Origin of the sequence: Mesorhizobium sp. C416B (assembly GCF_030323165.1) — a bacterium.
Lineage (GTDB): Bacteria > Pseudomonadota > Alphaproteobacteria > Rhizobiales > Rhizobiaceae > Mesorhizobium.
In genome coordinates this window covers 1,681,783-1,703,172 of record NZ_CP100471.1, presented here as the reverse complement: position 1 = coordinate 1,703,172, position 21,390 = coordinate 1,681,783, and the positions used below count along the sequence as shown (strand labels likewise).

The following is a 21,390-nucleotide window of genomic DNA, read 5'->3' as shown; positions in this document are numbered from 1 at the left end:
AATTCGCCTCTTGCCGTGCCCGTATGTGCCGCCCTAGAGTCCCAGGTGGGACCAGGGTGCCGTCGCACGCGTGATCAAAGACGGGAGTGTTTGTTGGTGGGTGTCGTTCTCAACATCGAAAACGGGAAGCGGGAACCCGCGTCCATCAAGGATCTCATCGACCTGACAGCAGCCGATATGGGGCGCGTCAACAAACTGATCCTGTCCAAGGCCGGCTCCGACGTCGAGATGATCCCGGAGGTCGCCAATCATCTGATCTCGTCGGGCGGCAAAAGGCTGCGTCCCATGCTGACGCTCGCGGCGGCCCAGATGTTCGGCTATTCTGGCGAGGGCCACGTCAAGCTCGCCACCGCGGTCGAGTTCATGCACACCGCCACGCTGCTCCATGACGACGTCGTCGACGAGAGCGGCATGCGGCGCGGCAAAAAGACTGCCCGCATGATCTGGGGCAACCAGGCGAGCGTGCTGGTCGGCGATTTCCTGCTCGGCCAGGCTTTTCGCATGATGGTCGATGTCGGTTCGCTGGAAGCGCTCGACATCCTGTCCAGCGCCGCCTCGATCATCGCCGAGGGCGAGGTGATGCAGCTGGCGGCAGCCAAGAACCTGGATACCACCGAGGACGAGCATTTCGCCGTCATCAAGGCCAAGACCGCGGCGCTGTTCTCGGCTGCCGCCGAGGTCGGCCCGGTCATCGCATCGGCGACGCGCAACGATCGCGCCGCCTTGCGCTCCTACGGCATGAATCTCGGCCTTGCCTTCCAGCTCATCGACGATGCGCTGGATTATGGCGGCTCCAGCCAGGAGCTGGGCAAGAATGTCGGCGACGATTTCCGCGAAGGCAAGGTTACACTGCCGGTCATCCTCGCCTACCGGCGCGGCACCAAGGCCGAGCGCACCTTCTGGAAGCGCGCCATCGAGGACAATGTCACCGACGATGCCGGCCTGGAAAAGGCGATCGGCCTGATGACCCGCCATGGCGCCATTGCCGACACCATCGGACGGGCCCGCCATTTCGGCGAGATCGCCCGCGATGCGCTGGCACCGCTGGAGGCGACGCCGCAGAAATCGGCGCTCATCGACGTCATCGACTTCTGCATCAGCCGGGTGAACTGACCCGCGCCTGGCGCCAAAGCAAGTTTGCACGCAAAATCGGGCAATCACCGCTCGACAATCGGCAGCAGTGCAAATTATCTATAAAACATGGCAAAGACCGCAGACGACACCATCGCCGTGCGCATCAGCAAGGTGCTGGCGGATCGCATCATATCGGGCGCGATCGAACCCGGCGCCCGGCTGCGGCAGGATCACATCGCCGAGGAATTCCAGACCAGCCATGTCCCGGTGCGCGAAGCCTTCCGGCGCCTGGAGGCGCAAGGGCTGGCGGTCAGTGAGCCCAGGCGGGGCGTGCGCGTCGCCGCTTTCGATCTCGGCGAGGTAAGGGAAGTCGCCGAAATGCGGGCAGCCCTCGAAGTGCTGGCGCTGCGCCATGCCGCGCCGCATCTGACGGCTTCCATTCTCAACCTTGCCGAAGAAGCCACAAAGGCCGGCGACAAATCCCGCGATGTCCGCTCTTGGGAGGAGGCCAACCGCACCTTCCACCGGCTGATCCTGGCGCCCTGCGGCATGCCGCGGCTCATCGCCACCATCGACGATTTGCACGCCGCAAGCGCCCGCTTCCTGTTCGCCGCCTGGCGCTCGGAATGGGAAATCCGCACCGACCAGGATCATCGCGCGATCCTGAGCGCGCTGCGGCAAGGCAACACCGAATCGGCCGCGGCCACGCTTGGCCGGCACGTTCAGTGGATCGGGCAGAAACCGGTCAAGACCGCGTCAGGCAAGATGCGCGAAGCGTTTGCCATTGTTGGGTAGCGATCCTTCACACCCCCCTCTGTCCTGCCGGACATCTCCCCCGCAAGGGGGGAGATCAGCAGCTTTGCCGGCTGCGTTAGTCCTGCAACGTCGGCGATTTGCGAAAGCATAGGCGACATCCGATCTCCCTCCTTGCGGGGGAGATGGCCGGCAGGCCAGAGGGGGGTGCTGTCCCGCCGGCCCTTTCCAATTCCGTTCATCTAGGCACTCAAGATCCATCCTTTTTCACCCGAGGGGTTGCCATCTCCTCGCAAGTATGGATTCGATAATAGATCGAACAACAAAATTATCTATAATTACAAACCAACAGGGAAGCCGCCATGACCGACATCGCCTTTTCGCCGTCCAAGCCGTCCTTCAGCCCGTTGCGCCTGCAAACCCGCTCGCATAGCTGGCAGGCCGCGGCCGTCGCCCTCGGTACGCTGTTTCTGGCGCTGTTGTCCCAGATCGAGGTGCCGATGGTGCCGGTGCCGGTCACCATGCAGACCTTCGCCGTGACGCTGGTCGGCGCACTTTATGGCTGGCGGCTTGGCGCCATGACCATCATCGCCTGGCTCGCCGAGGGCGCCGTGGGCTTTCCTGTCCTGTCCGGAGGGGCAGCGGGCGCGTCGTATTTCGTCGGGGCAACGGGCGGTTATCTCTTCGCCTTCCCGGTCGTCGGCGCGCTGGTCGGCTGGCTGGCCGAACGCGGCTGGAACGGCAACCGCGTGCTGCTCGCCTTCGCCGGCATGGTCCTCGGCAACCTCGCCTGCCTGGTTCTCGGCACGGCCTGGCTCGCCGTCATGATCGGCCTCGAACAGGCCATCACCTTCGGCTTCTTGCCCTTCCTCGTCGGCGGCCTGCTGAAATCGGCGCTCGGCGCCGCGACGCTCAAGCTGTTTTCCGGTAAGGCGGACCCGGCAGGAGCATGATCCCGAAAAGTGGAGTCCGGCTTTCGGAAGAGATCATGCTCAAACAAAAAGATGGAGCCCCATCCCGATATCTTCGGGATGGAACAGGCTCCGCAACCGCGTCCTAAGACCGATGACCGTCAGGCTGCGCTCCCACCATCTGCTTTGCCTGCTGACCTATGTCGGCAAGGGCTACAGCGCAGCCTTCGTCGCCCACTATGACGTGATCGCGAAACGTCTGGGCCGGGGCGAGGATATTCTGATCGTCTCCGGCCCCGACGACATCTGTCGGCCGCTGCTCGGCGAGGCCGAGCCCCACTGCTTGCGCGAAAGCGCCGCAGGCCGGGACGAGCTGGCAGCACGCGATGTCGGCAAGCTGCTGGCCCGGCCCATCGAGGCGGGCGTCCGTCTCAGCCTCGACGCGGCAACGCTTGCCGCCTTGCGCGCGGCCTTTTCAGCCGGCGTGACGCGTGAGGCCTGCCAGGGTTGCGAGTGGGCCGGCCTGTGCAGCACGATAGCGGCAGGCGGATATCGCGATGTCAGGCTGTAGCTCCCAACCCCGATCTGCTATTGTCGGAACCGACAGTGTCTGCGTCGCCATGGTTTGTTAATCGGGTGACCCGATTGTGAATTCGGCCCGGATTGAAGCCTGACCCCAAAAAGGCCATGCTTTGTCAGGAAACATCGAGTCTATGGCTTCTCCGCGCCGACGCGGGATGGCGCTTGGCTGAAAGGGATACGATGCGGCAAGGACGTGCGCGCTGGCTCGCGGGGCTGGCAATTGTGGCAGGAATGGCGATTTCTCCGCTGCCTGCCTACGCCAAGGAATCGACCGGCCCGGTCAAGATCACCTCCTTCTCGGGCGCCTATCTCGCCGCCCGCATCGCCGAAGGCGACAACGACCTCGACAATGCCATCGCTTATTACAAGCAGGCGCTCGCCTTCAATCCCGGCGACACCTCGCTGCAGCAAAGCCTGATGCTGTCGCTGATCGCGCAAGGCCGCTTCGAGGAATCGCTGGTCTATGCCGACAAGCTCAAGGCAGTTCCCGACGTCGAGCGCTTCTCGCGTCTGGCTCTGGCGGTCGATTCCTTCCACAAGAAGGATTTCACCAAGGCGCAGTACTGGCTCAAGCTGTCGCTCGAATCCGATCTCGACCGGCTGATTTCCGGCGTCATGTCCGGCTGGGCACAAGAGGGCGCCGGCGACCCCACCGGGGCGATGGCCTCGATCGACAAACTGCAGGGGCCTGACTGGTTCGGCCTGTTCAAGTCCTTCCACCGCGCGCTGATCGCCGATGCCGCAGGCCTGTCGGACAAGGCCGACGCGCTTTATGACGCGACCCTGACCGACGTCACGGCCGGCGGTGCCGCGCCCGAGACATGGATGCGCAACGCCCAGGCCTACGCGTCTTTCCTGGCGCGCAAGGGAAACAAGAACAAGGCGCTCTACGTGCTCGACAAGGCCGAGGCGTTCGCGCCCGGCAAGCTCGACATCCAGGCGCTTCGCGACAGGATCAGCAAGGGCGACAAGATCGAGCCCTTCGTCGCCAGTCCCTCCGAAGGCGCCGCTGAAATCCTGCTCGACCTCGCCATCGCGCTCAATCGCGGCGGCGGCGAGCCGTTCGTGCGCCTCTATCTGCAATATGCGCTCGCGCTCAAGCCCGACAGCGACGCCGCTTTGGTGCAGCTTGCCGCCGTTGCGGAGCAGCTGAAGGACGGCGAAGGCGCCATTGCGCTCTATAGCCGCATTCCAGCCTCCTCGCCGCTGAAGGAGCTTTCCGACCTGCAGCTCGGCCTCAACCTTGCCGATCTCAACCGTCACGACGAGGCTATCGCCCACCTCAAAGCATTCGTCGAAGCTCACCCCGATGACATGCGCGCCTATCTGGCGCTGGGCGGGGTCTATGCCTCGAAGGAGGATTTCCGCTCCGCCGCCACTCTCTACGACAAGGCGGTCGCGGTGCTGAAGACGCCGACCAATGCCAACTGGAACATCTACTATCAGCGCGGCATCGCCTATGAGCGGCTGAAGGAATGGCCCAAGGCCGAACCGAACTTCCTCAAGGCGCTGGAACTGTTCCCCGACCAGCCGCAGGTGCTGAACTATCTCGGCTATTCCTGGGTCGACATGAACATGAACCTCAAGGAAGGCCTGGCGATGATCCAGAAGGCCGTCGACCTCAGGCCGAGCGACGGCTACATCGTCGATTCGCTGGGCTGGGCCTATTTCCGCATGGGCCGGTTCGACGACGCCGTGCGCGAAATGGAGCGCGCCGTGTCGCTCAAGCCGGAAGATCCGGTGCTCAACGACCATCTCGGCGATGCCTATTGGCGCGTCGGCCGCAAGCTCGAAGCCACTTTCCAGTGGAACCAGGCGCGCGACCTGAAGCCGGATCCCGATGTGCTTGCCATTTTGCAGCAGAAGCTGATGAAGGGCCTGCCGCCGATCGAATCCAACACGGCGCAGGAAACCCCGAAAGTCAAGCCGGCCACCCCGCCAGCGCCGAAAGGGTGATCGGGCCATACTTCTGATGAAACGGGGCTCGCTGAGCCCCGTTTTTGTTTCGGCTTGGCGTCTTAGAGCAATTCCAGGAAAAGTGTGCGCGGTTTTCCGTTCGGAATTGCGACAGAACAAAGAGATAGAGACGCGCCCTATCGCGATCATCATTCTGTGGCGGAGCAAGGAGCGAAGCGACGCGGCGCAGACCATAGAATCCATGCCGTGACCTTAAGGGGTTGCGAGGGTGCAGAATTCTGCTCCGCTGCGTTCTTCGATCAAGGTCACGGAATGGATGCCAGGGTCTGCGCGACGCCGCTTCGCGGCTGCTTCGCCTGGAATGACGAAGTCGGGAAGGCTTTCAGCCAATCTCCAGCGTTGGCGCTCATTCTAGAACAGCTTTCGGTAGACGACGAACCCCGAGAGATCGCCGATCTTGTCGTAGAGCTTCATCGCCGTGTGGTTGGTTTCGTGTGTCAGCCAGTAGACGCGGCCGGAGCCTGCGGCTTGCGCCCTGGTATAGACGCCTTCGATCAGTGCCCGGCCGACGCCTTTGCCGCGCGACGCCTCATTGGTGAAGAGGTCCTGCAGATAGCAGTTCGGTGAAATCGCCGTGGTGGTGCGGTGGTAGAGATAGTGGACAAGGCCGAGAAGCTTGCCTTCGCTCTCGGCGACCAGCGCATGCATCGGCTCATAGGCATCGAAGAAGCGCGACCATGTCATTGCAGTGATGTCACCGGGCAGGGCGGTCTCGCCCGAGCGGCCGTAAAACGCATTGTAGCCGTCCCACAGCGGCAGCCATTGCTCGTAATCCTCTCGGGTGACGGGGCGTACGGTGAGCTGGCCTTGCATGGCTGAACCTCTGTCGTTGAAGCTGGGCGAGCAAACGGCCACCGGCACCGTCCGGCAATGGGCCAGTCCGAAGCAAAGCGTTCAACCTCTCATCAAGGCGGCGATAGGCGCTGCCTTGACGCTAGCCGGCCCGGCAACTAGGGAATGGCATCATTTCAGCGCTTTCCGAGGCCGCCGTGACGTCAGACAGTCCAGCCCATATACATCCCAGCCGCTCGTTCCAGGGGCTGATCCTGACCCTGCACAATTACTGGGCCGCCTATGGCTGCGTCATCCTGCAGCCTTACGACATGGAAGTCGGCGCCGGCACCTTCCATCCGGCCACCACGCTGCGCGCGCTCGGGCCCAAGGGCTGGAACGCTGCCTATGTCCAGCCCTCGCGCCGGCCCAAGGACGGCCGCTACGGCGAAAACCCCAACCGGCTGCAGCATTATTACCAGTACCAGGTGATCCTGAAGCCCAACCCGCCGAACCTGCAGGAGCTCTATCTCGGCTCGCTCAAGGCGATCGGCGTCGATCCGTTGCTGCACGACATTCGCTTCGTCGAGGACGACTGGGCAAGCCCGACGCTTGGCGCCTGGGGGCTCGGCTGGGAGTGCTGGTGCGACGGCATGGAAGTGTCGCAGTTCACCTATTTCCAGCAGGTCTGCGGCATCGAATGCGCGCCGGTGGCGGGAGAACTGACCTACGGCCTGGAGCGGCTGGCCATGTATGTGCAGGGCGTCGACAATGTCTACGACCTCAACTTCAATGGCCGAGAAGGCGCCGAAAAAGTCACCTATGGCGATGTCTTCCTGCAGGCCGAGCAGGAATATTCCAGGCACAATTTCGAATATGCCAACACCGCCATGCTGCTCAGGCATTTCGAGGACGCCGAAGCCGAATGCAAGGCGCTGCTCGCGGCCGGCGCCCCGGCTTCGAACGACAATCTGCCGATGCACCGCATGGTCTTCCCGGCCTATGACCAGTGCATCAAGGCCAGCCACGTCTTCAACCTGCTCGACGCGCGCGGCGTGATTTCGGTGACCGAGCGGCAGAGCTACATCCTGCGGGTGCGCAATCTGGCGAAAGCCTGCGGCGAGGCATTTTTGCAGACCCAGGCCGGCGGGCTCGCCGCCTGAGGTTCAGGCTCACTTCATCATTTCGGGGGAAATGTTGATTGGCGCCGAGAACTGGCCAGACGATCCCGCCATGGTCCGCATAGCCTGCCGCACACCCGGCATCGAGAAGGCGCCATGCACCTGCGCGGCGAAACAGGCGCTGAGCGCGATGATCTGGAGAAGTCTCGATGCCGTTTTCATGGTCGTTCAGCCAATAGGTCCCTGCCTGAGCGTTGGTCGCTTCAGCGCTGCGTTTGGTTCATGGAAATCTTTGATCCAAGGACGGGCGGGCTGGTTGCGGCCCGACAGGGGCGGTCAAAATTCCTGGAAACAGCGGTCAGCCGAGTTGCTATGCCCTCTTACCTCCCCCTAGATGGGGGAGGTCGCCGCGAAGCGGCGGGTGGGGGTGACAGCGCGACGTTCCATGCCAAAACTCGATCGATTCAAGCTGCAGTCTGCGCAAAGGCTTCGCGCGGCGATGACCGACGAGGAACGCATCCTGTGGCGGCATCTGTGGCGCATTCCAGTAGAAGGCACTCATTTTCGCAGGCAGGCGTCGGTAGGCGTTTACTTCCCTGATTTCATCTCCCACCGGCTGAAGCTGATCATTGAGGTGGACGGTGCCCATCACAGCTTCGATGACCAGCTGCGCCATGACGAGCGTCGAACGAAATGGTTCGAGAGCCAAGGCTACCGCGTCATTCGCTTCTGGAACCATGAAATCAAAAACGAACTGGATTCCGTGCTCGATACGATCTATGCGGCGGTGGAAGAACGAAAATCACACCTGCGTTTGCGCGATGGTGCCGAAGGTATCGGCGGCTGAGAGGTCGCCACCCCACCCCGGCGCTGCGCGCCGACCCTCCCCATCGAGGGGAGGGTGGGAGCCTAACTATGCCTGATCTGCTTCTAGAACTCCGCTCGGAAGAGATTCCCGCCCAGCCGCGCAACCGCAGCGCCGGAGGCGCGAGGACCCGCAATCAGGAAGAAGGCATGCGGGTGGAGAAACTCTGATGCCTGATCTTTTGCTAGGACTTCGCTCCGAGGAAATCCCCGCCCGGCCGCGCAACCGCAGCGCCGGAGGCGCGAGGACGCGCAATCAGGGAGAAGGCATGCGGGTGGAGAAACTCTGATGCCGGATTTGTTGCTGGAACTCCGCTCCGAGGAAATCCCCGCCCGCATGCAGCGCAAGGCGGCGGGCGATCTCAGGAAGATGCTGACCGACGGTCTGGTCGAGGCGGGTCTGACCTATGACGCCGCGCGCGAATACTGGACGCCGCGGCGCCTGGCGCTCGATGTCAGGGGCCTGACCGCGCGCTCGAAGGATATCCACGAGGAGATCAAGGGACCGTCGACGACGGCGCCGGAACAGGCGGTGCAGGGCTTTCTGCGCAAGGCAGGTCTTGCCTCGGCTGCCGAGGCGCATGTCCATTCCGATCCGAAGAAGGGCGATTTCTACGTCGCCCATATTTCGAAGCCGGGCAGGGCGGCGGAAGAAATCATCGCCGAGCTGGTGCCGGCCATCATTCGCAGCTTCCCGTGGCCGACATCGATGCGCTGGGGGCCGGCTTCGGCCAAGCCCGGTTCGCTGCGCTGGGTGCGGCCGCTGCAGACGATCCTGTGCACCTTCGGCCCGGAGACCGAGGAGCCGGTGGTGGTCGATTTCGAGATCGATGGCATCCGCTCGGGCAATATCACCTACGGCCATCGTTTCATGGCGCCGGGTGAAATCACCGTGCGTCGCTTCGACGATTACGTGACCAAGCTCGAAGCAGCGAAGGTCGTGCTCGATGGCGACCGGCGCAAGGAGATCATCCTTGCCGACGCCCGCAACCTCGCCTTCGCCAACGGGCTCGATCTGGTCGAGGACGAAGGGTTGTTGGAAGAAGTGTCGGGCCTGGTCGAATGGCCGGTGGTGCTGATGGGCGAATTCGAGCAGGCCTTTCTTGCCATACCGCCAGAAGTGGTCCGGCTGACCATCCGCGCCAATCAGAAATGCTTTGTCACCCGGCCGCAGGGCGACGGCGAAAACCTCTCCAACCGCTTCATCCTCACCGCCAACATCGAGGCCAAGGACGGCGGCAAGGAGGTCGCGCACGGCAACGGCAAGGTGGTGCGTGCCCGCCTGTCGGACGCGCTGTATTTCTGGAAGACCGACCAGGGCGATCTGCCGGATCTGGAGCAGCTCGAGGCGTCGGCGAAGAAATTCGGGCTCGATCTGAAAAAGCCGCTCGACCAGCGCATGGCCCGCCTCGACCATCTCAATGTCACCTTTCACGCCAAGCTCGGTACGCAAGGCGATCGGGTGGAGCGGATCAAGCGGCTGGCGCAGGAGCTGGCGCCAACAGTGGCGCAGTCGATCTCCCCCCTTGAGGGGGAGATGGCCGGCAGGCCAGAGGGGGTCGCTTCGGCTGCCGCGACGCCGTCCGGTCTCTCGAAGAAAGAGGGAGTTGGCACTCCACGCGAGACGACCCCCTCTGTCGCCTTCGGCGACATCTCCCCCTCAAGGGGGGAGATTACCGCGCTCGCCGCTCGCGCCGCCGTGCTGGCCAAGGCTGATCTCACGACAGAAGCAGTGGGCGAGTTTCCGGAACTGCAAGGCGCAATGGGCCGCAAATACGCGCTGCTGCAGGGTGAGCATCCGTCCGTGGCTGCGGCGATCGAGGAGCACTACAAACCGCAAGGTCCGTCGGATAGCGTGCCGACCAATCCGGTGTCGATTGCCGTCGCGCTGGCCGACAAAATCGATACGCTGGTCGGCTTCTGGGTCATTGATGAAAAGCCGACGGGGTCGAAGGACCCTTACGCGCTGAGAAGGGCCGCACTGGGCGTGGTGAGAATCCTGATCGAGAATGGGATCTCACGGCCGCTGACATCGCTCTTCGATAGTGCCTATCAAACGGCGAGTTATCTCGCGTCTAAGGCTGGACGGGCATTTGGGCCCGACCTCCTCGCCTTCTTCCACGACCGCCTGAAAGTCTATCTCCGCGACCAGGGCGCTCGGCATGATCTCATTGACGCCGTGCTGGCAGGTGGTGGAAGCGCGCCAATCTCCCCCCTTTTGGGGGCGGCGAAGCCGACAAAGGGGGGCGCTGTCCCGCCGACCTCTCATTCTGGCGCGCCCCCCTCTGCCCTGCCGGGCATCTCCCCCACAAGGGGGGAGATCGGCCAATCGCACTCGGACGACCTCCTGCAGATCGTGCGTCGCGTCGAAGCTCTGGGGTCCTTCCTCGACACCGAGGACGGCAAGAACCTGCTCGCCGGCGCCAAGCGGGCGGCCAACATTCTGGCTGCCGAGGAGAAGAAGAAAACGCTCGTCGCCGAGACTGTTGAGCCGGCGCTGTTTCGCGAGGAGGCCGAGAAATCGCTGTTTGCAGCGGTGAATCAGGCGGAGAGAGAAGCCGGCGAAGCGATTCAAAACGAAGACTTTTCCGCCGCCATGCTGGCGCTTAGCGTGCTGCGCGAACCGGTTGATTCATTCTTTGAACGTGTTCTCGTGAATGATGAGGACCAGGCCGTGCGCGCCAACCGTCTGGCATTGCTCGCCCGCATCCGCACGGCCACCGACCAGGTGGCTGATTTCTCCAGAATAGCTGGCTAGCTAAGGGACGGACAAGCCCGAACACGGGCGGCGTTCACACGCCGCCCGTCTTGTTTTCAGTCCTCCCGAGGCTGACTCCGTCAGTCCTCCAAAATGCTGACACGCACGCTGTCTGAATAGACGTCGACCTGGATCAGCGGCTCGCCATTGACGATGGCGTTCCGTGTCGAGGAGCTCATCGCGCCACCGCGCTTCAGCATGCGTTCCAGATACGCGCGATCATCGTTGCTGCGGAACCAGTCATCGCCCTGGTCGTCGGCATCGCGCCGGTGGAACTTGTGCCAGTTGGCGCGGTCCTGCCGCACCATCTGTGCTGCGCTGCTCAGCTCATAGCCGTCGCTGGCATGGTGGTCGCGATCGGAAATGCGCGCGACGTAGGACCCTAGCTCGTCACCGGCCTGCGCGCCGCCGACACCTATAGGTGACGCCAGCAACAGGCCGGCAATAGTCAAAGATTTCGTCATGTTCATGATAACCCCTCGCTCTTCTAGAACCCGGCGCGCTCATGCCAAACCCGATTGGCGAAATTGGGGCCGCCGCCGCCAAGCCGATCGTGCGCCGGGCTGTCGATTGGCGTCAAGCGGCATGGATCGGCCGACTGTCTTGGCCGACTGTTTTGGCTGAATGGCCTACTCGGCTTTGCCGACGCCCTCGATCGGCTGCTGCGGTGTTGCTGCCGGCTGCGGCGCTGCCGGTTGCGACTCGGGCTTGCCGTTCGATGCCGTTGCAGTTCCGGCTGGTGCGGTCTCTGCCGTCGGCTCAGTCGCCGGCGCCGCGGCGCTCGCCCTGGCCGGAGCCGGCGCGGCGAAGGCGCCGCCGACGATGCCGCCGCGAATGATCATCGGATCCTGCCTAGGCTTTTCGGGGATCGCCGCGACCTTTTCATAAGTCACATCGGGCTGGGCATCGCCGAGTGCGACGATCGATGGCGACGAGGCGATCCTGACCGGTTCGGATCCGCCAACCTTGATGACCGATGGCGTCGAGGTCGAGACGCCGAGAAAGACGATCGACGAGGCGTGCGCCCCACCGGTCATCGCCGCCAGGGTGAAACCAAGCGCTCCAAGCACACGCATCGACATCGAAACCGTCCCCTTGCCCGACAAGCCGCCAGCCCTAACCGCAAATAGCCTTAACCCCAGTGGATTGATGCCGGCTTGCAGGGAAACGTAGCATTTTAGGCATTGATAATTCGCCAACGCCGGCTTGCCCGAAAACCACTGCCGTATTAGAGCAATTCCAGGAAAAGTGAGTAGCGGTTTTCCGTCCGGAATTGCGCAAAAACAAATACTTAGAGCGTTTCAGCGAACCGCTGAACCGCTCTAATGCATGTCGCTCAAAAGTGGCCCCGGTTTTGAGAGAACGACATGCATCAAAACAAAGACCTAAAGCGCGTCGCATGAATCCGGTTCAGCGCGACGCGCTTTAGGTCCGGTGCCTGTGAGGTGAAGCGAGTGGCTGAGATACTATCCGTCGGCGAAGCGATGGAGCAGGCGTTGGCGCTGCTTGAGGGCGGCGACGTCGTCGCCATCCCGACGGAGACCGTCTATGGACTGGCCAGCGACGCGACCAATGGCGTCGGCGTCGCCCGCATTTTCGAAGCCAAGGGCCGGCCGCGCTTCAACCCGCTGATCGCCCATGTCGCCGATCTGGCGATGGCCGAGCGCATTGCGATCTTCGACCCGCTTTCGAAGCGGCTGGCCGAGGCGTTCTGGCCGGGGCCGCTGACGCTGGTGCTGCCGCTCCGACCCGGCAACGGCATCCATCCGCTGGTCACCGCCGGGCTCGATACGATCGCGCTGCGCATGCCGAGGGGGTTCGGCGGCGAGCTGATCGCCAGACTCGGCCGGCCGTTGGCCGCGCCCAGCGCGAACTCTTCGGGCAAGATCAGCGCCACGACGGCGCAAGCCGTCGCGGCCGATCTCGGCGCCAAAATCCAGCTGGTGGTCGATGGCGGCGCCACCCCGGTCGGGCTGGAATCGACCATCGTCAAGGTCGAAGGCAACAGCGTGCGGCTGCTGAGGCCAGGCGGCATCGCTGCCGCCGATATCGAGGCCGTCACCGGCATTAAGCTGCAGCGCGGCGCGACAGCCGGCATCGAGGCGCCCGGCATGCTGGCGTCGCATTATGCGCCGCGCGCATCGGTGCGGCTCGATGCACAGAGTGTGGCTGAAGGCGAGGCCTTGCTGGCCTTTGGTGGCGACCGCGCCGAAGGCTGGCAAGCGGCGGCCGCCTTGCGCAACCTGTCCGCGTCAGGCGATTTGCGCGAAGCCGCAAGCAATCTGTTCGCGTATTTGCAGGAACTCGACCGCAGCGGTGCGGCGACGATCGCCGTCGAGCCGATCCCGTTCGATGGGCTCGGCGAGGCGATCAACGATCGGCTGTTTCGTGCCGCTGCCCCCCGTGACAAGCTCGATTGAGCGCCATAGTTTGCGCCCATGAACGACGCACCCTTCGACCTCGATCCCGCTCTCATCGCCCGCTTCGCGGCAATCGTCGGCGACAAATATGCGCTGCGCGACCAGGCCGATATTGCGCCGTATCTGACCGAGCGGCGCGGCCTATGGCACGGCAGGACCGCCTTGGTGCTGCGCCCCGGCACCGTCGACGAGATCAGCCGGATCATGCGCCTGGCGAGCGAGACGGGAACGCCGGTCGTGCCGCAAAGCGGCAACACCGGGCTGGTCGGCGCCCAGGTGCCTGACGCATCCGGCCGCGAGATCGTGCTTTCTTTGTCGCGGCTGAACCGCATTCGCGAGATCGACGTCTTCTCCAACACGGTAACAGTCGAGGCCGGCGTTATCCTGCAGACGCTGCAGGAAGCGGCCGATGCCGCCGACCGGCTGTTTCCGCTGTCGCTCGCCGCGCAAGGGTCCTGCCAGATCGGCGGCAATCTCTCGTCCAATGCCGGCGGCACCGGCGTGCTTGCCTATGGCAATGCGCGCGAACTCTGCCTCGGCGTCGAAGTGGTGCTGCCGACCGGCGAGGTCTTCGACGATCTGCGCAAATTGAAGAAGGACAACACCGGCTACGATCTGAAGAACCTGTTCGTCGGCGCCGAAGGCACGCTCGGCATCATCACCGCAGCGGTGCTGAAACTGTTTCCCAAGCCCAAGGGGCGCGAAGTGGCCTTTGCCGGCCTGTCGTCGCCGGAAGCAGCGCTTTCGCTGTTCAGCCTGGCGATGGACCGGGCAGGGGCGGCACTCACCGCCTTCGAGCTGATCGGCCGGCGTCCGTATGATTTCACGCTGCGCCATGCGCAGGGCGTCACGCGGCCGCTGGCGCAGGATTGGCCATGGTATGTGTTGATGCAGGTGTCGTCGGGCCGTTCAGCCGAGGACGCCAGGGGGCTGATCGAAGAAGTGCTGTCGGCAGGCCTCCAGCAAGGCATCGTCGGCGACGCGGTGATCGCGGCCAGCCTGGCGCAGGGCGACGCGTTCTGGAACTTCCGCGAGGTGCTGCCGGATTCGCAAAAGCCCGAAGGTGCTTCGATCAAGCATGATATTTCGGTGCCGGTGGCATCCATCCCGGCGTTTATCGAAAAGGCGGCCGGTGCAGTGGCTTCGGTCAGTCCGCAGGCGCGCGTGGTCTGCTTCGGTCATATGGGCGACGGCAATCTGCACTACAACATCTCCCGGCCGGAGGGCGGTGACGACGAAGCGTTTCTCGGCCTCTACCACGCCATGAACCATGCCGTGCACGATGTCGTGCGCTCCTTCCACGGTTCGATCTCGGCCGAGCATGGCATCGGCCAGTTGAAGCGCGACGAACTGATCGCCACCGCGCCGCCAATGGCGATCGAACTGATGCGCCGGGTGAAGGCCGTCTTCGATCCGGCCGGCATCATGAATCCCGGTAAGGTTATCTGATCCTTTCAACATTTTGTGGCTGGTTTCATTCCGATAACCATCGCCTGAGATCAGCAAAATTTAACTGACTTTCTTAAGCCGCGCGGCAGAAGCTCGCGCTAATGTTTCACACAACGAGGCCGGGAAAACTGGCCCGGTGGGATCCGTGAAAGCGGCTCTCAGGAGAAACACAGGAAGGCAGCAGATGAACAGTGTATTGAAGCCCGTCTGGGCCGGGCGCAACATGCGCCTCGACCCATTCCGCCTGCCGCAAGTGGTGAGCTATGCCACGCGCGACGACTATGGCGACGTTACCTTCACCATCGACCAGCGCGGCGCCGTCATCCGCCGCACGCTCGAGATGAGCGGCGTGCCGGCGATCATCGCGCTGCCCGCCAACGCGTTTCGCGGCGTCGCCGCCCGCGCGATGGAGGATGCGCAAGGCAATGTCACGGTAACCCTCGAACTCCTGCACAACGACCCGATGCTGTCGGTGCCGCTGCTGGTGGCCGACGATCTCGACGACGTCGCCGCCGACTGGCGCGCCTGGGCCGACGCCTACCGGCTGCAGATGCTGCTGATCGAATCCGACGGCATTGCCCGCACGCTTGAGGAATCGCTCGGCGCCGCCATCAAGGCGCTGCCGGCCAAGGATCGCCGCAAGGGCCGGGTCTCGACCACGCGCCGCCCGCGCTTCCTCGCCCGCCGCAGGGCCGGCAATCTCGGGCTGAGGCTGGTGATCGACGGCCAGGAGATTATTTCGAGAGAATAGAGCGCTCTTCTCCTTCCCCCCTTGTGGGGGAAGGTGGATTGCCGCGAAGCGGCAAGACGGATGAGGGGTGTTCCAGGGAACGCCAACGCCTCACTCCGCTGGAGCACCCCTCATCCGTCTCGGCGCTGCGCGTCGATCCACCTTCTCCCACAAGGGGAGAAGGAAGAGGGAGCCTACACCAGCGGCTTCAGCGCCACCCACAGCGCACCGCCGATCAGGCCGAGGAAGATCAGCCAGCCGACCTGGTTGTTCGATTTGAACAGCCGCAGGCATTGATCGGGATCGTCGATATCCAGAACCGCTATCTGCCGCGCCATATGGGCGCCGGCGGCGATCAGCCCGGCCAGCGCCACCACCGGCGCCTGCGCCGAGGCGAAGGCGATGGCGAAGCAGACCAGCGTGCCGCCATAAAGCCCGACCAGCCAGGTCTTGGTGTTGTCGCCGAACAGCCGCGCCGTCGAGCGCACGCCGACGATTGCGTCGTCTTCCTTGTCCTGATGCGCGTAGATGGTGTCGTAGCCGATCACCCACAGGATCGAGCCGATATAGAGCATGATGGCCGGGCCATCGAGATCGCCGAACTCGACCGCCCAGCCCATCAGTGCACCCCAGGAGAAGGCGAGCCCGAGCACCAATTGCGGCCAGTTGGTGAAGCGCTTCATGAAGGGATAGACGGCCACGATCACCAGCGAGGCGATGCCGAGCGGAATGGCGAAGTCGTTGAACTGCAACAGCACGACGAGGCCCAGCAAGGCCTGGATGACCAGGAATATCCAGGCCTGGCGGCGCGTCACCTTGCCGGCCGGCAGCGGCCGCGAACGGGTGCGCTCGACCTTGTTGTCGATGTCCTGGTCGACAATGTCGTTATAGGTGCAGCCGGCGCCGCGCATGGCGACGGCGCCGACAAAGAACAGGAACAGGAACCACGGCGACGGCAGCAATGTCAGCAACGGATCGGTGGGGCGGGGATAGGCGCTGGCCGCTAGCGCTGCCGACCACCAGCAGGGCCACAGCAGCAATTGCCAGCCGATCGGCCGGTCCCAGCGGGCAAGCTGCGCATAAGGCCACAGCCAGCGCGGCAATATCTTGTAGACCCAATGGCCGCTCGGCGCATCGGCGACGCGGCCCTGGGCGGCTTTCGACTGGATGGTTTCCATCGTGCTGGAGTGGCAGCAGCAGCAGGCGCCGTCAAGCGGCCGCATTGTCGCTCAGGCGGTGAAAATATCGTGGCTGGCAAACCATTCCTTCGCCACCTCCGTGAAGGCCAGCGCCGCCTTCGACAGCCTTTGCCTTGTGTCATGGGTGAGGATGATGCGCTGCATCGGCAGCGGATCGGACAGCGGCTTGCAGACCAGCGGCAGCCCGTCATAACTCCTGTCGCCATAAGGCCTGGTGTAGCTCACCGCGACGCCGAAGCCGTTGGCGACCATGCTGCGCTGCAGTTCGAACGAACTCGCCGTCGATTGCGAGACCGGCGACAGGCCGCGGCTGAGGAACAGGTCCAGCATATGCTGCCAGCTATGCGGCTGGTCGGTGGTGATCAAGGGATGGGTCGCCAGCTCCGCCAGGCTGACGCTGGCCTGGCTGGCCAGCGCGTGGCCTTGCGGCAGAAGCGCGTGTGGCCGCAGCTCATGCAGCAGGATGCGGGCGAAGTGCGAGGGCAGGCCGAGATCGTAGGTCAGGCCGAGATCGATTGCCGCATCGCCGAGCCGCCGGCCCAGCGTCTCGAAGGTCTCGTCGCGGACCACCACGGTGACCGCCGGGCAGCGTTGCGAAAAAGCGCGGATCAGCGCCGGCGCGAAATAAGGCGCCAGATCCTCGAAACAGCCGAGCACAAGTTCGCCCCCGACATCGGCGTCGCGCGTCCCGAGCCCAACCAGTTCGTCCGCTTCGGCCAGCACCTGCTTTGCCTTCGCCACCGCGCTGCGGCCGAACGAGGTCAGCGCGATGCCGCTGCCGCGCTGGCGCACGAACAGTTTCTGGCCGAGCGTCGCTTCGACATTGTCGATCGCCACCGAGATCGAGGGCTGCGAGACGTTCAGCATCCGCGCGGCCGCGGTGACGCTGCCATGCCGTGCGACGGCGACGAGGTAACGCAGCTGGGTGAGGGTCAGATTCATAGTCTAAAACTATAAGAGAGATGAGAAGTTATTATTTTACGCGATGTGCGGCGGCTGCGATAGTCGGTCATCGAAACAGGGAAGACATGAGATGGCCGCCAGACATATCGATGCCGCAGCGATTGCCGACTACCAGCGCGACGGCGCGGTCTGCATACGCGGCGCTTTCAAGGACTGGGTCGGCACCATCGGCGCCGGCATCGAGCGCAACATGCAAAACCGCAGCGCCACGGCGTCGGACATCGCCAACGGCAAGGGCAGCTTCTTCGACGATTACTGCAATTGGGAGCGCATTCCCGAATTCGTCGACGTGGTGCGCAATTCCCCGGCCGCGGAACTCGCGGCAGCGGCGATGCAGTCGCGCAGCGCCCAGTTCTTCCACGACCATGTGCTGGTCAAGGAACCGGGCACGCAAAAGCCGACGCCTTGGCACCAGGACATCCCGTATTACTTCGTCGATGGCACCCAGACCGTCAGCTTCTGGATTCCGATCGATCCGGTCAAGGAAGCGACGCTGCGGCTGATCGCCGGCTCGCACAAATGGGACAAGATGATCCTGCCGGTGCGCTGGCTAGATGACAGCAATTTCTATGCCGGCGAGGGCGACTACCTCCCCGTGCCGGATCCAGACAAGGACCCGTCGCTGAAGGTGCTCGAATGGGAGATGGAACCGGGGGACGCCATCCTGTTCGACTTCCGCACCGCGCATGGTGCGCGCGGCAATCCGACCGCGGCGCGGCGCCGGGCGCTGTCGCTGCGCTGGGTCGGCGACGATGCGCGCTATGTCGAGCGCCCCGGCCGTACCTCGCCGCCCTATGCCGGCCATGACATGAAGCCCGGCCAGAAACTGCGCGAGGACTGGTTTCCAGTGGTCTTCCAGAGCTGATACCGGCCGGGGACGCCGTGCTCTCGGCGCGACGTTCCCGTGCGCAACCGGTATGGCGCAAGGTAAAACTCTTGACCCGCGCCGCCCGGGGCAATAGCGCAGTCCCTGTCGTGAAATGACAAGGGACATCGGCATGCGCGTTTTGTTGATCGGCTCCGGCGGCCGCGAACATGCCCTGGCCTGGAAGATCGCGGCCTCGCCGCTTTTGACCAGGCTCTATGCCGCGCCCGGCAATCCGGGCATCGCCCACGAGGCCGAACTGGTCAAGCTCGACATCGCCGACCATGCCGCTGTTGCCAGCTTCTGCCAGGACAACGCGATCGATCTCGTCGTCGTCGGGCCGGAAGGGCCGCTGGTCGCCGGCATTGCCGACGATCTGCGTGAGCAGGGCATCCGCGTCTTCGGCCCGTCGAAGCGGGCAGCGCGGCTCGAAGGCTCGAAAGGTTTTACCAAGGACCTTTGCGCCAAATACGGCATCCCGACCGCCGCCTATGGCCGCTTCACCGATCTTGCCTCGGCGAAAGCCTATGTCGAAAAGGTCGGCGCGCCGATCGTCATCAAGGCCGACGGGCTTGCCGCCGGCAAGGGCGTCACCATCGCCATGACGCTGGACGAGGCGCGCGCCGCCCTCGATGCTTGTTTCGACGGCGCATTCGGTGACGCCGGCGCTGAGGTAGTAGTCGAGGAATTCATGACCGGCGAGGAGGCGAGTTTCTTCTGCCTGTGCGACGGCACGACCGCACTTCCCTTTGGCACCGCGCAGGACCACAAGCGCGTCGGCGATGGCGATACCGGCCCCAACACCGGCGGCATGGGCGCCTATTCGCCGGCGCCGGTGATGAGCCCCGAAATGGTCGAGCGCACCATGCGCGAGATCGTCGAGCCGACCATGCGCGGCATGGCCGAGCTTGGCGCGCCGTTCGCCGGCATTCTGTTTGCCGGGCTGATGATCACCGACAAGGGGCCGAAGCTGATCGAATACAACACCCGCTTCGGCGATCCCGAGTGTCAGGTGCTGATGATGCGGCTGAAGGACGATCTGCTGGTGCTGCTCAACGCCGCCGTCGACGGCCAGTTGGCGCACAGTTCGATCCGCTGGCGCGACGATGCCGCGCTGACCGTGGTGATGGCGGCACAGGGCTATCCCGGGACGCCGGAAAAAGGCTCGGTCATTCGGGCTCTCGACGAAGCCGCTGGCGAAGGCGTTGAGATTTTCCATGCCGGCACTGCCATCAATGGCGGCGCGCTGGTCGCCAATGGCGGCCGCGTGCTCAACGTCACGGCATCAGGCAAGACGGTGGGCGAAGCGCAAAGCCGCGCTTACGCCGCGCTCGACCGTATCGACTGGCCGCAAGGCTTCTGCCGCCGCGACATAGGCTGGCAGGCGGTGGCGCGGGAAAAGGCCAGCGCCGCCACATAAGCCTCAGCGCTCGCGAACCAGTTCCGTCGAAGCGGTGCTGACCGGGTCGGCGGCCTGCGAGAAGGCGGCCTCGAGCAGAGCCTCCGAACGATACGTGGTCCGCTTCCAGGCGACATACTCGGCAATACCGAAGCGCGCGCGGCGCGGCACCGTCTTGACCACCGGCATGCGGAAGGCGGCGCGGAATGTCTGCCAGCGCGCGCCGAGCACCGCCACCATTTCCTCGACCGTCGGTGGCGTCGCCACATCGGCGTATGTGATGGTGACTTTGCCGGCGAGCCCGGCCGCGCGCGACACCGGCACCGGTATCGAGGCGAGGTAGTCGGGCGGCACGTCGATCAGGCCGCCGAAGGGCCATTGCTGGCGCAGTGCCGCCGCGTCCATCGGCGCGACGTTGACGTCGATGTCGTTGGGCGTGCCGGCGACGCGGTAGGGGCAGCGCAGGCGCCCGCAATTGGCCTGCGCCGAGAACTGCCACAGCGCATAGCCCTGCCAGTTGCCCATCGGAAAATGCACGTCGATGTCGGGCTTGTAGCGCGCATACCAGAGCGGCAGCCGCGACAGCAGACGGTATTGGTAGCGGTTGTCGGCGATGTACTGGGCGGTCTTGCCGTTGGTGTAGAGGATCGGGAAACGGCCGAGCCGCCGGTGCACCTGGCGCACGAATTCCTCGGCATCCTCGAGCGACATCCATTGCGAGGGGTCGTTGCCTTCGAGATCGAGGGCGAGCAGATCGTCAGGGGCTGGCTCGGCGAAATCGATGAAACTGTTGGCCTGCTCGAGCGGATTGCCGGGGCGGGCAAGATGATAGGCGCCCCATTTCAGGCCGAGCGCCTTGGCCACCACCTTGCGCGTCTGAAACAGCTCGCGCGTCACCGCAAAGCGTTTCCACAATGTCTTGCAGAGTTTGACCGTAGGCTCGTCGCCGTAGCAGAAATAGGGCGGCGGCAGCCCGTCGGAGGCCTTGTTGATGAAGCCGACAATGCGCTTGTCGGTGGCAAGCTGCGCCCAGTCGATGGAATTGTATTCATAGGCGTCGACCACCAGCGCGCGGTCGCCATCCCGCCAAGGCTCGGAAAAGTCCGAGGCTGTAGCCGCTGACGTCAGCGCCATCATCGCCGCGAGAGCGATCGCTGAGCGGCGAAGAAGATGCGCCGGCGTTTTCAAACAGGGGATCCCCGCTGACCAAACACCGATGGTGGACCGGTATGGTTAAGGAAGTGCTTTCGGGCAGGAGTCCTGTCGCTCTCGCGATTTCGTCATTCTATGGCGAAGCAAGGAGCGAAGCGACGCGGCGCGGACCATAGTATGCATTCCGCGACTTCGAAGCGTTGCCACGGCGCGGAATTCTGCACCGTTGCGCCCCTGGCGCGAGGTCGCGACATGGTACTCGGCATCCGCTACGCTCCCGCTCCACCTGTGGACGACGAAGTTCGATGAAAATCCGCGTGACAAAGTTTGACGTTTACGTAAAAAGAAGGTCGGAGGCCGCCCAGAGGCGGATGGTTTTGCATCGGCCCGGGTCCTAGGATC

The 21,390-nt window shown here is 63.9% G+C and carries 20 protein-coding genes; 13 read left to right on the top strand and 7 right to left on the bottom strand.

Features of this window, described 5'->3' with window-relative positions; all coding sequences use genetic code 11:
• Positions 1 to 96: 96 nt before the first annotated feature.
• The 5 genes from NLY43_RS08625 (at position 97) to NLY43_RS08605 (ending at position 5,276) form a co-directional block, all read left to right on the top strand.
• Complete coding sequence (locus NLY43_RS08625; RefSeq protein ID WP_023668471.1) at positions 97 to 1,113, top strand: polyprenyl synthetase family protein; 1,017 nt, start codon at positions 97 to 99, stop codon at positions 1,111 to 1,113.
• Between the two features lie 87 nt (positions 1,114 to 1,200).
• Positions 1,201 to 1,869 (top strand): GntR family transcriptional regulator, encoded by a 669-nt coding sequence (locus tag NLY43_RS08620; RefSeq protein WP_023687112.1) that lies wholly within the window; start codon positions 1,201 to 1,203, stop codon positions 1,867 to 1,869.
• Positions 1,870 to 2,189: 320 nt separating this feature from the next.
• Positions 2,190 to 2,780 carry a biotin transporter BioY gene (locus NLY43_RS08615; protein ID WP_023709895.1) on the top strand — a complete coding sequence of 197 codons (591 nt, stop codon included), beginning with the start codon at positions 2,190 to 2,192 and terminating at the stop codon, positions 2,778 to 2,780.
• A 112-nt stretch (positions 2,781 to 2,892) separates the two neighbouring features.
• Positions 2,893 to 3,309, top strand: coding sequence for a DUF1284 domain-containing protein (locus NLY43_RS08610; protein ID WP_023709894.1), 417 nt, complete (start codon positions 2,893 to 2,895; stop codon positions 3,307 to 3,309).
• Positions 3,310 to 3,500: 191 nt separating this feature from the next.
• Complete coding sequence (locus tag NLY43_RS08605; protein ID WP_023709893.1) at positions 3,501 to 5,276, top strand: tetratricopeptide repeat protein; 1,776 nt, start codon at positions 3,501 to 3,503, stop codon at positions 5,274 to 5,276.
• Positions 5,277 to 5,648: 372 nt separating this feature from the next.
• Here the strand turns inward: NLY43_RS08605 and NLY43_RS08600 are convergent, their stop codons facing one another.
• Entirely contained in the window at positions 5,649 to 6,110 is a 462-nt protein-coding gene (locus NLY43_RS08600; protein ID WP_023709891.1) for a GNAT family N-acetyltransferase, read from the bottom strand.
• 176 nt (positions 6,111 to 6,286) lie between these two features.
• Here NLY43_RS08600 and NLY43_RS08595 point away from each other — a divergent pair, with 176 nt between their 5' ends.
• Positions 6,287 to 7,231: a glycine--tRNA ligase subunit alpha gene (locus tag NLY43_RS08595; protein ID WP_023684365.1), complete on the top strand. Its 945-nt coding sequence runs from the start codon at positions 6,287 to 6,289 to the stop codon at positions 7,229 to 7,231.
• Between the two features lie 9 nt (positions 7,232 to 7,240).
• Here the strand turns inward: NLY43_RS08595 and NLY43_RS08590 are convergent, their stop codons facing one another.
• Complete coding sequence (locus NLY43_RS08590; RefSeq protein ID WP_023702047.1) at positions 7,241 to 7,411, bottom strand: hypothetical protein; 171 nt, start codon at positions 7,409 to 7,411, stop codon at positions 7,241 to 7,243.
• A gap of 223 nt (positions 7,412 to 7,634) precedes the next feature.
• Here NLY43_RS08590 and NLY43_RS08585 point away from each other — a divergent pair, with 223 nt between their 5' ends.
• Positions 7,635 to 8,036 (top strand): endonuclease domain-containing protein, encoded by a 402-nt coding sequence (locus NLY43_RS08585; protein ID WP_023692101.1) that lies wholly within the window; start codon positions 7,635 to 7,637, stop codon positions 8,034 to 8,036.
• A gap of 306 nt (positions 8,037 to 8,342) precedes the next feature.
• Positions 8,343 to 10,811, top strand: coding sequence for a glycine--tRNA ligase subunit beta (gene glyS / locus NLY43_RS08580; protein WP_023709890.1), 2,469 nt, complete (start codon positions 8,343 to 8,345; stop codon positions 10,809 to 10,811).
• Positions 10,812 to 10,891: 80 nt separating this feature from the next.
• Here the strand turns inward: glyS and NLY43_RS08575 are convergent, their stop codons facing one another.
• Both NLY43_RS08575 and NLY43_RS08570 read right to left on the bottom strand, forming a co-directional pair.
• On the bottom strand, positions 10,892 to 11,275 hold the full coding sequence (locus tag NLY43_RS08575; RefSeq protein ID WP_245263941.1) for a hypothetical protein: 384 nt from the start codon (positions 11,273 to 11,275) through the stop codon (positions 10,892 to 10,894).
• Between the two features lie 165 nt (positions 11,276 to 11,440).
• Complete coding sequence (locus NLY43_RS08570) at positions 11,441 to 11,893, bottom strand: hypothetical protein (RefSeq protein WP_023668460.1); 453 nt, start codon at positions 11,891 to 11,893, stop codon at positions 11,441 to 11,443.
• Positions 11,894 to 12,265: 372 nt separating this feature from the next.
• On the opposite strand from NLY43_RS08570, the gene NLY43_RS08565 reads away from it, so the two are divergent.
• The 3 genes from NLY43_RS08565 to NLY43_RS08555 all read left to right on the top strand — a co-directional run bounded on the left by NLY43_RS08565 (position 12,266) and on the right by NLY43_RS08555 (position 15,431).
• Entirely contained in the window at positions 12,266 to 13,231 is a 966-nt protein-coding gene (locus NLY43_RS08565; RefSeq protein WP_023709889.1) for an L-threonylcarbamoyladenylate synthase, read from the top strand.
• A gap of 18 nt (positions 13,232 to 13,249) precedes the next feature.
• Complete coding sequence (locus NLY43_RS08560; protein ID WP_023709888.1) at positions 13,250 to 14,680, top strand: FAD-binding oxidoreductase; 1,431 nt, start codon at positions 13,250 to 13,252, stop codon at positions 14,678 to 14,680.
• Between the two features lie 184 nt (positions 14,681 to 14,864).
• A complete protein-coding gene (locus tag NLY43_RS08555; protein WP_023668457.1) occupies positions 14,865 to 15,431 on the top strand; it encodes a DUF6101 family protein in 567 nt (188 codons plus the stop codon).
• A 173-nt stretch (positions 15,432 to 15,604) separates the two neighbouring features.
• On the opposite strand, the gene ubiA is transcribed toward NLY43_RS08555, so the two are convergent.
• Together ubiA and NLY43_RS08545 are read right to left on the bottom strand one after the other, a co-directional pair.
• Positions 15,605 to 16,588, bottom strand: coding sequence for a 4-hydroxybenzoate octaprenyltransferase (ubiA, locus tag NLY43_RS08550; protein WP_023709887.1), 984 nt, complete (start codon positions 16,586 to 16,588; stop codon positions 15,605 to 15,607).
• 51 nt (positions 16,589 to 16,639) lie between these two features.
• Complete coding sequence (locus NLY43_RS08545; protein WP_023668455.1) at positions 16,640 to 17,551, bottom strand: LysR family transcriptional regulator; 912 nt, start codon at positions 17,549 to 17,551, stop codon at positions 16,640 to 16,642.
• 91 nt (positions 17,552 to 17,642) lie between these two features.
• Here NLY43_RS08545 and NLY43_RS08540 point away from each other — a divergent pair, with 91 nt between their 5' ends.
• Positions 17,643 to 18,437 (top strand): phytanoyl-CoA dioxygenase family protein, encoded by a 795-nt coding sequence (locus NLY43_RS08540; protein ID WP_023709886.1) that lies wholly within the window; start codon positions 17,643 to 17,645, stop codon positions 18,435 to 18,437.
• Between the two features lie 133 nt (positions 18,438 to 18,570).
• On the top strand, positions 18,571 to 19,857 hold the full coding sequence (purD, locus tag NLY43_RS08535) for a phosphoribosylamine--glycine ligase (RefSeq protein WP_023709885.1): 1,287 nt from the start codon (positions 18,571 to 18,573) through the stop codon (positions 19,855 to 19,857).
• Between the two features lie 3 nt (positions 19,858 to 19,860).
• On the opposite strand, the gene NLY43_RS08530 is transcribed toward purD, so the two are convergent.
• Complete coding sequence (locus NLY43_RS08530) at positions 19,861 to 20,973, bottom strand: glycoside hydrolase family 25 protein (RefSeq protein WP_023723281.1); 1,113 nt, start codon at positions 20,971 to 20,973, stop codon at positions 19,861 to 19,863.
• Positions 20,974 to 21,390 lie beyond the last annotated feature (417 nt).

What these genes read in the sequence shown, in the direction of transcription:
- NLY43_RS08620 (WP_023687112.1), top strand. Translation starts at nt 1,201, where the DNA reads ATGGCAAAGACCGCAGACGACACCATCGCCGTGCGCATCAGCAAGGTG.
- NLY43_RS08615 (WP_023709895.1), top strand. Translation starts at nt 2,190, where the DNA reads ATGACCGACATCGCCTTTTCGCCGTCCAAGCCGTCCTTCAGCCCGTTG.
- NLY43_RS08610 (WP_023709894.1), top strand. Translation starts at nt 2,893, where the DNA reads ATGACCGTCAGGCTGCGCTCCCACCATCTGCTTTGCCTGCTGACCTAT.
- NLY43_RS08605 (WP_023709893.1), top strand. Translation starts at nt 3,501, where the DNA reads ATGCGGCAAGGACGTGCGCGCTGGCTCGCGGGGCTGGCAATTGTGGCA.
- NLY43_RS08600 (WP_023709891.1), bottom strand. Translation starts at nt 6,110, where the DNA reads ATGCAAGGCCAGCTCACCGTACGCCCCGTCACCCGAGAGGATTACGAG.
- NLY43_RS08590 (WP_023702047.1), bottom strand. Translation starts at nt 7,411, where the DNA reads ATGAAAACGGCATCGAGACTTCTCCAGATCATCGCGCTCAGCGCCTGT.
- NLY43_RS08585 (WP_023692101.1), top strand. Translation starts at nt 7,635, where the DNA reads ATGCCAAAACTCGATCGATTCAAGCTGCAGTCTGCGCAAAGGCTTCGC.
- glyS (WP_023709890.1), top strand. Translation starts at nt 8,343, where the DNA reads ATGCCGGATTTGTTGCTGGAACTCCGCTCCGAGGAAATCCCCGCCCGC.
- NLY43_RS08575 (WP_245263941.1), bottom strand. Translation starts at nt 11,275, where the DNA reads ATGACGAAATCTTTGACTATTGCCGGCCTGTTGCTGGCGTCACCTATA.
- NLY43_RS08570 (WP_023668460.1), bottom strand. Translation starts at nt 11,893, where the DNA reads ATGTCGATGCGTGTGCTTGGAGCGCTTGGTTTCACCCTGGCGGCGATG.
- NLY43_RS08560 (WP_023709888.1), top strand. Translation starts at nt 13,250, where the DNA reads ATGAACGACGCACCCTTCGACCTCGATCCCGCTCTCATCGCCCGCTTC.
- NLY43_RS08555 (WP_023668457.1), top strand. Translation starts at nt 14,865, where the DNA reads ATGAACAGTGTATTGAAGCCCGTCTGGGCCGGGCGCAACATGCGCCTC.
- ubiA (WP_023709887.1), bottom strand. Translation starts at nt 16,588, where the DNA reads ATGGAAACCATCCAGTCGAAAGCCGCCCAGGGCCGCGTCGCCGATGCG.
- NLY43_RS08545 (WP_023668455.1), bottom strand. Translation starts at nt 17,551, where the DNA reads ATGAATCTGACCCTCACCCAGCTGCGTTACCTCGTCGCCGTCGCACGG.
- NLY43_RS08540 (WP_023709886.1), top strand. Translation starts at nt 17,643, where the DNA reads ATGGCCGCCAGACATATCGATGCCGCAGCGATTGCCGACTACCAGCGC.
- purD (WP_023709885.1), top strand. Translation starts at nt 18,571, where the DNA reads ATGCGCGTTTTGTTGATCGGCTCCGGCGGCCGCGAACATGCCCTGGCC.
- NLY43_RS08530 (WP_023723281.1), bottom strand. Translation starts at nt 20,973, where the DNA reads ATGATGGCGCTGACGTCAGCGGCTACAGCCTCGGACTTTTCCGAGCCT.